Below are 11,367 nucleotides of genomic sequence, written 5' to 3'. Positions count from 1 at the left end.
GGTCGTGGGGCAACCCGGTGGATCGCAGGCATGGCCCGGTCACGCCGAGGGCCATACAGCCGGTCAAGTCGAGGTAGCCGACGTCCTTGGTGCGGGCTTTCCAGATCGCGCTCTCGTTGAGCAGGTTGCCCATCTCATGGAGCACGCCCTTGATTTCTTTGAGGGCGGTGGCGATTTCGGCTTCGGCGCCCGCTGGCAGGTCCGCCGACACACCGCCGGGGCGGATGTAGGCACTGTTCATCCGCAGCCCGGTGATCGATTCGAACAGCGTGAGGATGATCTCGCGGCCCTTGAAGCCGGTGAACATCGGCGTCATCGCGCCCAACTCCATGCCGCCGGTCGCCAAAGCGACCAGGTGCGAGGAGATTCGGTTGAGCTCCATCATCATTACCCGAATGACGTTGACCCGTTCGGGGATCTCGTCGGTGATGCCCAGCAGCTTCTCGACGCCCAAGCAGAAGGCCGTCTCGTTGAAAAACGGTGCCAGGTAGTCCATTCGGGTCACGAACGTCACGCCCTGCGTCCAGTACCGGTACTCGAGGTTTTTCTCGATTCCGGTGTGCAGGTAGCCGATTCCGCAACGGGCGTCGGTGACGGTCTCGCCCTCGATCTCCAGGATCAGCCGCAGCACGCCGTGGGTGGACGGGTGTTGCGGTCCCATGTTGACGACGATCCGCTCGCCGGGTTCGCCGCGCTGCCGGGCGGCCTCGACGATCTTGTTCCAATCTTGGCCCGTGACAGCGATCAAGGTGTCCGAGCCGTCACCGTTGGCGGCGCTTATGTTCTCGCTCATCAGTTGTAGGACCTCCGCTGGTCGGGCGGGGGAATCTTCGCGCCCTTGTACTCCACTGGAACGCCGCCGAGCGGGTAGTCCTTGCGCTGCGGGTGTCCCTGCCAGTCGTCGGGCATCTCGATGCGCGTCAACGAAGGGTGACCGTCGAAGATGATGCCGAAGAAGTCGTAGGTCTCGCGCTCATGCCAGTCGTTGGTCGGATAGATCCCGAACAACGAGGGGATGTGCGGATCACCGTCTGGTGCGGCCACTTCCAGCCTGACTCGACGGTTGTGGGTGATGGAGCTCAGCGGGTACACCGCGTGCAATTCGCGTCCGGTTTCGTCCGGGTAGTGCACGCCGCTCACGCCCAGGCACAGCTCGAACCGCAGTTGCGGGTCGTCGCGTAGCCGACGGGCGACTTGCGGCAGCAGCTCGCGGCGCACGTGCAGCGTCAGCTCGTTGCGATAGACGACGACTTTCTCGACAGCGTCGGCGAATTCGACGTCGTCGTCGGCTTTCAACACCTCGGCCAGCCGGTCGACGATCTCGTCGAAATAGAAACCGTAGGGGCGTGGGCTTCCCTCGTCGATCGTGACCTGGCGAATCAATCGTCCGTAGCCCGAGGTGTCACCGCTGCCGTGGACGCCGAACATGCCGCGGCGCACGCCGATCAGCTCGGCGTCGGATGGCTCGGCACCAACGGGTGTTCCGCCGACCTCGCTGGCTGCACGCTTGGGATCGTGACCGGGTGAACTCATCGCAGCAGCCCAAGGTGCTCGATCGTCGGCCGGGCCGCGAGCGCCGCTTTTTCGGCCTCGGCGATGGCCAGCTCGCGGTTGACGCCCAGCGGCATCTCTTGAATCTTGTCGTGCAGCTTGAGGATTGCGTACAGCAGCATCTCGGGACGCGGCGGGCAGCCGGGCAGATAGATGTCCACCGGGACAACGTGGTCGACGCCCTGGACGATCGCGTAGTTGTTGAACATCCCGCCCGACGACGCGCAGACCCCCATGGACAGCACCCATTTGGGCTCAGCCATCTGGTCGTAGATCTGGCGCAGCACCGGGGCCATCTTCTGGCTGACCCGGCCGGCCACGATCATCAGGTCCGCCTGACGTGGCGTCGCCGAAAACCGCTCCATGCCGAAGCGTGCGATGTCGAAACGCGGGCCGGCCGTGGCCATCATCTCGATCGCGCAGCAGGCCAGGCCGAATGTGGCCGGCCACAACGAGCTCTTGCGAAAGTATCCCGCCAGCTGTTCAACGGTCGTCAACAAGAAGCCGCTTGGCACTTTCTCTTCCAGACCCACGATTTACCTCAATCCCACGTCAAGCCGCCGCGGCGCCACACGTATGCGTAGGCCACGAAAACGGTGAGCATGAACACCACCATCTCGATCAGCGCGAACAGCCCCAGCTGGTCGTAGCTGACCGCCCAGGGGTACAGGAACACGATTTCGATGTCGAAGACGATGAACAGCATCGCCGTCAGGTAGTACTTCACCGGGAACCGCTGCCCGCTGCCGGCGTGCGGCGCGTTGGCCGGCTGGTCGCTGGGCTCGATCCCGCATTCGTAGGCCTCCAGCTTGGCGCGGTTGAAGCGCTTCGGGCCGGTGATCTGGGCGAGCGCGACCGAGCCGAGCGCGAAGGCTGCGGCGATCCCTCCGAGTACGAGAATGGGTAGGTAGAGATTCATCCCGCGACGACGCTTCCTCACTCTGGTCTATGGGCTGGACTGCGAGCGCAACCACAGCCTAGCGACCACGTGGGGTCGCGCGCTCAGCAGGTTAGTTGTGACCTCAACCACAGCTAGACGGGCGGTGAACAGTACGAAACACGCGGCATCCGCCCGATCGAGCGAGAATTGCGAGATATCAAGAGCGCAAGGCGATCCGGTTCATCTACGAGCCCTTGTTCGGACGCGATCCGGCCCCGCCCAGCGGCTGGGCCATGCGGGATTCCGCGGTCGGTCAGACGCTACTGCACCGGGGTGCGCAGCAACTCGAGCACGGTCCGGCTGAGCCGGATCGGATCGATGGGGTGGGGTACCGCACCCTCGGCGCGCGACCAGCTGGCCAGCCAGGCGTCGTCGCGGCGTCCGGTCAGCACCACGATCGGCGGTCCGTTGTCGATTTCGTCTTTGAGCTGTTTGGCGATCCCCATGCCGCCTTCGGGGCTCGCCTCGCCATCCAGAATGGCCAGATCGATGCCGCCGGCGTCCATCTGCTGGATCACGACCGGTCCGGTCGCGACCTCGATATAGCTCAACTCGGGCAGGTCCGGATGCACTCGCTTGCCCAACGCCGTCATCACGGCCTGTCGGGTCTCGGCGTTGTCGCTGTACACGAGGATCCGCAGGGTACTGGTGGCAGACACGGTCCAGATCGTACTGCCCGGCGGCAGTTACTGCGGCGCCCGGACAAAGTACGCGTCGGCCGACACCGTGGCCGTCTTCGCGACCATGCCCAGCCGGTTCCAGCCGATGTCGAACTGGTCGCGGTCGATCTCGGTCTTCGCCGACACCTGCACCGAGCCGTCGGCGAGCGCACTGACGTGGACCGGCAGCGGCACGTCTGCGGTGACCCCTTTGATGCTGAACGTGGCCCGCAGGGCGGCGTCCTTGCCGGTGGTGGGCTCGACGGCGGTCACCACCACGCTGATGTCCGGATAGCGGTCGGCATCGAAGAAATCGGCCGATCGCAGATGCTCGTCGCGCTTGCCGATGCCGGTGCGCAACGAGGCGACCGGAATGTCGAGGCGGCCGAAGATGGCGCCTCTGCCGGTGACCTGGCCGTCGCCGCTGACGCCGGTGAAGTGGCCTTTGACGTTGATCAGGCCCCAGAAGTTCTTGATCTTGAAGTTGACGGTTGAGCGGTCGGAATCCAGGCTCCAAACCCCTGCGGTGTCCGGATCGTTCAGCAGTGTGTCGACGTTCGTCATGGGCGCTCCCTCCGTTGTCGCCTAGCTCATTATCGCCGCGAGCTCCGCCGGGTCGAAATACTCATCGATACGCCTGATCAGGGCTTGAGAACCAGAAGAGCTACTCAACTTGATAACGATGCACACCCGCAAAGCGATCGATCCGCCGTTGATGCCGGTCGCGTGCAGGACGTGCTGCTGCACGAAGCCGTCGGGGAACAGCTGCCGGTCGAGGGTCTCGTAGCTGCGCTCGGCGGTGACGCCGATGAACCACCGCAAGACCTTCAGCGCCCGCCGCTTGTCGTCGTCGCGGCGCCCGCCGGACCGCCACACCGCGATGTCGTCGCTGAAGAGCTCAACCAGTCGCGCCTCGTCGCCGCGCTCGATCGCCGCGAACAACTCATCGGCCACGTCGACGACGATCTCGGCGGCGAGCATGGCGTATCTCCCTACTCGTGCTGGTAGCCGGGGTGCGCGGCCGCCAGCCGCCGGCCGACCAGCGCGCGCAGCGCCGATTGCACGTGGTCGTCGGCCCCGTCGAGTTCGCCGGCCCGGATGGCGGCGGCCAGCTGAGCTTCATCGACACACCCGACGCGGGCCATTGCCTCGTTGACGCCGTCTGCGGGATCGGCCAGCAGTTCTCGCTCGACCATGCGCAGCGCGTTGGCCGCGACCCGGGAATGGAAATTGACGCGGCCCACAGTTGAGTCCCGCACATCGGTCTCCAGGAATTCCGCCACCGCGGCGATGAGTTCCGCGGCGGTGGGGCGACCGTGCGCGGACGTCATCAGGTCGCGGGCGCTTCGGGACCTCGCTCGACGCCCGTGCGCAGCTTCACCGAGGCGGAGTACGCCAGCGTCCGGAACCGCAAGACCGGGTCGTCGGAGGCCTCGATACCGTCGGTGACGCGCATCGGGTCGAACACGACGATGTCGCCGTCGTGCTCTCGTTCTGTCTCGACGCCGGTGATCTCGAGGGTGCCGACGGTGACGGTTTGAGTGCTCTGCCAGGGTATGGACGGGTCGACGGTCGAGTCACCGTGCGCGGCGATCTGGACCTGGTACTCGAACCGAACCGGTTGGGCCGCAACGCGTTTATCGAGTTCGTCGATCAAGAAGTCCGCGTCCTTGCTCTTCGCGAGGTCCGGCGAAAGGAACTCCTCGCCGGCTGCCGGCTGAAGGTGATAGCGCACGAATCGGTCGCTGCCGTCGGCGGCGATCCAGCGGAATGCGTGCAGACCGTGGTACGACACGGTGGCGTAGCTTGCCGGCACCTTGTTGGCTTCTTTGACGACCGGCAGCGCCTTGATAAAGCGCGGATGGGTGGCGATGTATCCGATGAGTCGCAGCGGAGCGGTGGGACCGGGACGCGACGCCCGAAGCAGCGAGATGAAGCCGTCGGGGGTGCTGGCCGGGAACAGCTTCGCGGTCTGGGTGGACACATCGGTTGTCGACCCGTCGGGAAGCGTGAATTTCACCGCCAACCCGCGCACGCCAGGGGCATTGTCGGGTTGGTGCGGATTGCCTGAGCCGCTGGAGAAGCGAATCAGCGCGGGTACTGCCGTGCCGCTGAGATGCGCGGCGCGGGAGAGCGCGGCAGCCTCGGGGGTGGCGGTGAAGGTGCCGCGGTAGAGCTTCCCCTTGGCGTGCAGCGCCCGATTGCCGGGTTGCGCCCCGCCGGTTGAGCGAATTGCGTCGATTGCCTGATCAGGTGTGACCACAGCACAACCCTAGGCTCTCAACCGCCATGCGCGACCGCGTTATCGAGCAAGTTGAGCAAGTCCCATTCCGTCTCGCAGACGCGACGGCCGATGGTCGCAAGTTCCACGGACGGAGTTTGTCCGCTGAGGTGGCGTTCGGCCTGGTAGCGGCAGATGACACCCCAGCGCAAAGTGGCCTGCACCAGCCACCAGTGAAATGCAGACCGGTCAACCGCGGCGCCGCCGGCTTTTTCGTAGTCATGAAGGAAATCCTCGATACTGCCCAGACCACCGGCCGCGAGATCCCGCGGCGCGCCGAACCGCCAGGCCCGGATGCAGAACCAGGCCAGGTCTTCGTAGATCTCACCGACGTGCACCAGCTCCCAATCCAGCACGGCCGCCAGATCGGATCCATCGACGATGAGGTTGCCCATTCGGAAGTCGCCGTGCACCAGATGCGGTGGCGAGGGCGCCGGCCGGTTGTCGGCCAGCCACCGGAACGCCCACTCGAACGTCGCGGTGGTGTCACCGATGGCGTCCAGCTCGTCGCGCCATGCCGCCATCTGATCGTCGGCACTGATGCCGGGCAGGTTTGGGTCGGCGCGATGGATGGCGGAGAGCGCCTCGGCGCACTGACCCAGCAGTCGCGCCCGGCCGGTGTCGTCCAGCCGGCGCTGGATCCGACGGACAATGGTCTCGCCGTCGATCGCGTCGCAGATCAGAAACGGATTGCCGAGGGCCGCAATGGAATCATCGGCGACGACGATGTGGGGGACCGGCGCGCCGGCGGCCGCCGCGGCGCGCTGGGCGCGGGCTTCGAGTTCCATGCCGGCGTGCACATCGTCGGGCGGTCCGATGCGAAGGATCAGCGATCGTCGTTGCCCGCCCGTGGTGGCGTCGAACGCCCAGGTTGTTCTGCTGGCTCCACCGGTCAGCGTGCGCAGATCTTCGATCGCGGTGCCCGAGCCGAGGGCGGCCTCCAGCACCGCGGCAAGTCTCGGCGCCAGTTCATCCGCGACGCTCACTTGCGGCCGAACTTGAACAGGCGCTGGGCAACTCGGCGGATTTGGATCTCTTCGGCGCCCTCGGTGATCCGGTAGCGACGGTGGTGGCGATAGATGTGCTCGAACGGCTCGTGGCGGCTGTAACCGAGGCCACCGAAGATCTGCATCGCACGATCGGCGGCGTCGCACACCAGCCGGTTGGCGCGATAGTTGGCCATCGACACCTTGTCCGACACTTCCATGTGATGGTTGCGGTCAAGGTGCCAGGCCGCGTACTGCACCAGCAGCCGCACCATCTGCGCTTCGGTCTGCAGCTCGGCCAGCGGCCATTGCACAGCCTGGTTGGCCGACAGCGCCTTACCGAAAACCTTCCGTGTGCCGGCATATTCGGCGGCGCGGTCGATGCAGTACTGAGCCGCGCCCAGGCTGCTGGCGGCTTGGCGAATCCGGTTCTCGTGCAGGAATGTCTGCGCGACCTCCAGACCACGATCGACCTCGCCGAGCACCGCGTCGGCGGGCACTCGCACGTCGGTCAGTTCGACCTCACCGTGATCGGTGGGCATATTGAACGTCCACCAGTAGTACGGGACCTGGAAGCCTGGCGTGTCGGTGGGCACCAGGAAAGCGGTGATGCCCTGGGCCTGTCCCGGTTCGCCGGACGTGCGAGCGAAGATCAGATCGTGGGTGGCGCGGTGGACCCCGGTGTTGAATCGCTTGGCGCCGTTGATGATCCAGTCGTCGCCGTCGGATTTGGCGTGAGTTTCCAGCCAGGTCGCATCGGAGCCGTGCAGCGGTTCAGTGAGCCCGAAGGCCATCGAGCGTTCCCCGGTGATCAGCGCCTCGGACCATGCCGCGCGTTGCTCGTCGGAACCGAAGCGTTCCATCATGATTACCTGCGGGAAGTTCCCGACGATCGACGCCTCGTTCTGCAGGTCGTTGTGTAGCCCAAGGCCCTTGTGCGCCAGATGCTCCCGAATCACCGCCATGTCGAGATTGGTGCCGTCGCGGCCGCCCAGCGACGCCGGTAGCCCGTAACGCAGCCAGCCCGCTTTGTCTGCCCGTCGTCGCATCTCCGAGAGCAGGTCCTCCCATTCCCGAGTGGGGATGCCGTCGTTGTCCCAGTCGGTGCGGGCATGCTCGCGACGCTGGTCGAAGTACTGCATGTTCTCCGCCTGCAACGGGGCGATCTCGCGTTCGATGAACGCATCCATGTTGGCCAGCAGACCCGGAAGATGTTCGGGGAGCGTGAAATCCACGGTGATTTCTCCTTAAGTGCCGTACAGGGTTTTCTTCCACACCGTCGCGAGGGTCGCGATGGCATCCTCGTCGCTGATCTGAATCCCCAGACCGGAGCGGCCGACGAACACCGTGGTGAAGTTCTCGAACAGCAGGGCGATCGCGGCGGCGATGTGTTCGGGGTTGAGTTCGGCGGCGTAGCCGTGCTGCTGCACATGTCGCACCGAGGCCGCGACGATGTCCATGCCGAACCGCCGGAACTGGTTCTGCACGGTGGCAAACCGTTGCTGAGTGGCGGCCAGTTGTGCGACCGCGATCATGATGCCGATGTTCTGCTTGAACATGTTCCAGTAGCCGGTGACCACCGACGTGAAGAATACATCGTCGTCCGGGGAGTCCGGCAGATGCAGATTCAGCCCGGACGGCGTCACGACGTCCTGCAGAAAAGATTCGGCAAGTGCGGCGAGCAGATCCTCTTTGTCGTCAAAATACCGGTAGAACACCGCTGCGGATTTACCTGCCGCAGAGGTGATGTCGGCCAGCGTGGTGCCGTGAAAGCCGCGCTCCGCGAACAACTTGCGGGCTGCTTGCTCGAGGGCCGCCCGGGTCTGGCGGCCCTTCGTAGTCACGACTGCGGCCGGCATCAGTGCTGTATCCGGTCACCGGCACGCAGTAGGGCACTGGGCAAGTCGTGGCCGACAACCGACTTCGCGACGCCGGCCGCAGCAATGGCGGCAGGCAGGTCGATGTCGACGTCGATGTCGCTGTCGCGCAGCAGGTACACCAGGTCCTCGGTGGCGATGTTGCCCGTGGCGCCGGGCGCGAACGGACAACCGCCAAGCCCGCCGGCCGAGGCGTCCAACCGGGTGACTCCCGATTCGACCGCCGCGTATGCGCTGGCCAGCCCGGCGCCGCGGGTGTTGTGGAAATGCCCACCCAGCGGCAGCTCACCGAGAACCGGGCGCAGTTGGGCGATCAGCGAGCGCACCCGTCCCGGCGTGGTCGTGCCGATCGTGTCGGCGATGCAGAACCGGTCGACGCCACGATCGCGCGCGGCTGCGGCGATGTCGAGAACCCGCTGCGGCGGCGTGGGTCCGTCGAAGGGGCAATCCCACGCCGTGGCGACGATGACCTCGACCGTGACATCGCTGTCGTGGGCGATGGCGATGATCTCGCCGATCTGATCGGTGGCCTCGGCGCTGCCGCGTCCGACGTTGGCCTTGCTGAACGCGTCGCTGGCCGCCACCACGTATTCGATCGAACGCAGCCCGGCGGCCACAGCCCGCTTGGCGCCGTTGGGGCTGGCGACCAGCGCCGAGAATTCGATGTCGGGATAGTGGCGCAGTTCGGCGGCGAGCTCGGCCGCATCAGCCATCGACGGCACCTTCGATGGGGACACGAACGCGGTGGCCTCCACCTCGCGCACCCCGGTAGCGGCGACGGCCGCCAGCAGTTCCAGCTTGGCCGACAACGGGATTGGCTTCTCGATCTGCAACCCGTCGCGCAGCGATACCTCGCGGATGTCAACGTGGATGCTCATACGACCTCCTCGGCGCGCAGCTTCTCGAGTTCGTCGACGCTCTTACCGAGCAGGCCGATGTAGACGTCGTTGTTGTGCTGTCCCGGTCGTGCCGAGCCGGCATTACGGACGCTACCGGGCGATTCGGACAGCTGCGGCGTGATTCCGGGCCCCAGCACCGGCCGGCCGAGCCGTTCGTCGTGATGCTCGACAAGCATGCCGCGGGCCCTCAGCTGAGGATCGTTGACCACGTCGGCGACGGTGTTGATCGGACCAGAGATCACGCCTGCGGCGCTGAGGGTTTCGATGATGTCGTTGGGTTCGCGTTCGGCTGCCCAATCGCCGATGATCTTGTCGAGCTCGTCCTGGTTGCGTCCGCGCGCGACGTGGGTGGCGAACCGCTCGTCGGTGGCCAGCTCCGCGCGCCCCATCGCTCGGCACAGCCGGGCGAACACGGTGTCCTGGTTGGCGGCGATCACCACCCACGAGCCGTCGGCGCTGCGGTAGATGTTCGAGGGTGCGATGCCCTCCAGGCGGGTGCCGGACGGACCTCGCACTACTCCGCCGACGTCGTAATCCGGGATCGTGGATTCCTGTACAGCCAAGCATGATTCGTTGAGTGCCACGTCGACCACCTGGCCGCGCCCGGTGACGCTGCGCCGGTACAGAGCGGCCAGCGCGCCCTGTGCCCCGAACATCCCGGCCAGGCTGTCGCCCAGCGACAACGCCAGCCGCGGGGGTGGTCCACCCGGGAAGCCATTCAGGTGCCGCAGACCGCTGGCCGCCTCGGCCACCGAGGCGTATCCGGCCTTGTGCGCGTCGGGACCGGTCTGCCCGTAGCCCGACACCCGAACCAGGATGATCCCTGAATTACGTTGGCTGAGAACGTCGTAACCCAGGTCCCACTTCTCCAGAGTGCCCGGACGGAAGTTCTCCACCACGATGTCGGATTTCTCGATGAGATCGAGGAACAACGCGCGGCCTGGTGGCCGACGCAGGTCCAAGGTGATGGCCCGCTTGTTGCGTGCGTGCACCGTCCAGAACACGTGATGTCCGTCGACTTCGGCCTGGCCCCAGGTGCGCAACGGGTCGGGTGCCCCCGGCGGTTCGACCTTGATGACGTCGGCGCCCATATCGCCGAGCAGCCGGCCGGCGAACGGACCGGCGATCAGGGTGCCCAACTCGAGCACCCGGATGCCGTCCAGCGGACCTGTGGGAGTCACGTAGTTCCTACGAACTTGTGCCGCTCAAGCCAATCGGAGACGATGGTGACGGCTTCCCGCAATTTGTCGCGCTGATCCGGACCGGCGTAATAGTGGGTGGCGCCGTGGATTTCGTGTATCTCCTTATCGGGGTGGCCGATTGCCTCGAACAGACGCCGGGTGTGGCTGGGTGTGCACGCGTCGTCGGCGAGGTTGCCGATCACCAGCGCGGGCACCGCGATATCACGCCCGCACTCCACCCCGTCGCCGTGCGCGTCGTCGTAGCTCCACTGCGAGAGCCAGCTGCGCAGCGTGCAGAACCGGGCGAGTCCGACCGGGCCCATGTTCACCACTTGAGGATCGCCTAAATAGCACGTTCCCGGAACCCGTTCGTTGGGATCAACCGCCGGATCGAGCCACCGCGGGTCGGCCATGGTGCCGTGCACGACGAAGCCGAACTCGGCTACATCGCTGCCGGGACGCCCGCTTGATCTCAATTCGGCCAGTTTGTCCTTGACCCAAGCGGTGATGCGGCGGTTGCGGTCGATCTGCGCTTGCCGGTAGCGGGCCAGAAAATCCTCGCTGTAGGGCGGCTGGTTCGGGTTATCCGGGTTGTACAGGTCGAGCTCCGGGTCTCGTTTGGTCGGATCGGATTCGTCGAGAATGGACCCGTCCATCCATTCGGTCAGCGTGCCGTGCCGGCTGATGTGTGCGGCCAGCAGCATGAGCCCGTCGGCGGCGGGCAGATCGAGCTGAGTGAGGTCGGGCCCGTCACCGGACGGGCTCGACGTGATGGTCGCGTGCTGGGCCTGCTGCTGGTACAACACCGACAGCGAACCGCCGCCGCTCCAACCGGCCAGCACCACCTTCTGGTAGCCGAGCCGTTCCTTGGCATCCTTGATGGCGGCGCCGAGATCTTCGACCACCTTCTCCATCAGCAACCCCGAATCGGTGCCGCGAAACCGGCTGTTGCTGTAGATGACATGGTGACCGGCCCGCGCCAGCGCGTTGATC

At 65.7% G+C, this 11,367-nt stretch carries 14 protein-coding genes and 1 pseudogene; all 15 read right to left on the bottom strand.

The window, feature by feature from the left end; all coding sequences use genetic code 11:
* Positions 1 to 793: pseudogene (locus WAN02_RS22305) on the bottom strand (NADH dehydrogenase subunit D); the annotation flags it as partial.
* Positions 793 to 1,533 (bottom strand): NADH-quinone oxidoreductase subunit C, encoded by a 741-nt coding sequence (locus WAN02_RS22300; protein WP_422266462.1) that lies wholly within the window; start codon positions 1,531 to 1,533, stop codon positions 793 to 795. The pseudogene WAN02_RS22305 and the gene WAN02_RS22300, both read right to left, overlap by 1 nt.
* Positions 1,530 to 2,084, bottom strand: a complete 555-nt coding sequence (locus tag WAN02_RS22295; protein ID WP_325688651.1) for an NADH-quinone oxidoreductase subunit B family protein — start codon at positions 2,082 to 2,084, stop codon at positions 1,530 to 1,532. Before WAN02_RS22295 ends, WAN02_RS22300 begins: the two co-directional genes overlap by 4 nt.
* Before the next feature lie 8 nt (positions 2,085 to 2,092).
* Positions 2,093 to 2,470, bottom strand: a complete 378-nt coding sequence (locus tag WAN02_RS22290) for an NADH-quinone oxidoreductase subunit A (protein WP_422266460.1) — start codon at positions 2,468 to 2,470, stop codon at positions 2,093 to 2,095.
* A 281-nt stretch (positions 2,471 to 2,751) separates the two neighbouring features.
* Positions 2,752 to 3,150, bottom strand: a complete 399-nt coding sequence (locus WAN02_RS22285) for a hypothetical protein (protein WP_422266458.1) — start codon at positions 3,148 to 3,150, stop codon at positions 2,752 to 2,754.
* 27 nt (positions 3,151 to 3,177) lie between these two features.
* The gene (locus WAN02_RS22280; RefSeq protein WP_422266456.1) at positions 3,178 to 3,714 is read right to left on the bottom strand and encodes a YceI family protein; all 537 of its coding nucleotides are present in this window, start codon (positions 3,712 to 3,714) and stop codon (positions 3,178 to 3,180) included.
* 21 nt (positions 3,715 to 3,735) lie between these two features.
* Entirely contained in the window at positions 3,736 to 4,131 is a 396-nt protein-coding gene (locus tag WAN02_RS22275; protein WP_422266454.1) for a nuclear transport factor 2 family protein, read from the bottom strand.
* 11 nt (positions 4,132 to 4,142) lie between these two features.
* Complete coding sequence (locus tag WAN02_RS22270) at positions 4,143 to 4,481, bottom strand: DUF6285 domain-containing protein (RefSeq protein ID WP_422266452.1); 339 nt, start codon at positions 4,479 to 4,481, stop codon at positions 4,143 to 4,145.
* Positions 4,481 to 5,413: a catalase family peroxidase gene (locus WAN02_RS22265; RefSeq protein ID WP_422266450.1), complete on the bottom strand. Its 933-nt coding sequence runs from the start codon at positions 5,411 to 5,413 to the stop codon at positions 4,481 to 4,483. The genes WAN02_RS22270 and WAN02_RS22265 overlap by 1 nt, the downstream gene beginning before the upstream one ends.
* 17 nt (positions 5,414 to 5,430) lie before the next feature.
* Positions 5,431 to 6,417 carry a phosphotransferase family protein gene (locus WAN02_RS22260; RefSeq protein ID WP_422266448.1) on the bottom strand — a complete coding sequence of 329 codons (987 nt, stop codon included), beginning with the start codon at positions 6,415 to 6,417 and terminating at the stop codon, positions 5,431 to 5,433.
* Entirely contained in the window at positions 6,414 to 7,652 is a 1,239-nt protein-coding gene (locus WAN02_RS22255; RefSeq protein WP_422266446.1) for an acyl-CoA dehydrogenase family protein, read from the bottom strand. Before WAN02_RS22255 ends, WAN02_RS22260 begins: the two co-directional genes overlap by 4 nt.
* 12 nt (positions 7,653 to 7,664) lie before the next feature.
* Positions 7,665 to 8,276, bottom strand: coding sequence for a TetR/AcrR family transcriptional regulator (locus tag WAN02_RS22250; RefSeq protein WP_422266444.1), 612 nt, complete (start codon positions 8,274 to 8,276; stop codon positions 7,665 to 7,667).
* Complete coding sequence (locus WAN02_RS22245; protein WP_422266442.1) at positions 8,276 to 9,172, bottom strand: hydroxymethylglutaryl-CoA lyase; 897 nt, start codon at positions 9,170 to 9,172, stop codon at positions 8,276 to 8,278. The genes WAN02_RS22250 and WAN02_RS22245 overlap by 1 nt, the downstream gene beginning before the upstream one ends.
* Entirely contained in the window at positions 9,169 to 10,374 is a 1,206-nt protein-coding gene (locus WAN02_RS22240; RefSeq protein WP_422266440.1) for a CaiB/BaiF CoA transferase family protein, read from the bottom strand. The genes WAN02_RS22245 and WAN02_RS22240 overlap by 4 nt, the downstream gene beginning before the upstream one ends.
* On the bottom strand, positions 10,371 to 11,367 hold a 997-nt coding region (locus WAN02_RS22235; protein ID WP_422266439.1), incomplete at its 5' end, for an alpha/beta hydrolase. The genes WAN02_RS22240 and WAN02_RS22235, both read right to left, overlap by 4 nt.

The organism is Mycobacterium sp., from assembly GCF_049281135.1.
GTDB lineage: Bacteria > Actinomycetota > Actinomycetes > Mycobacteriales > Mycobacteriaceae > Mycobacterium.
The sequence above is the reverse complement of the archived record's forward strand: the minus strand, read 5'-3'. Positions and strand labels throughout refer to the sequence as shown.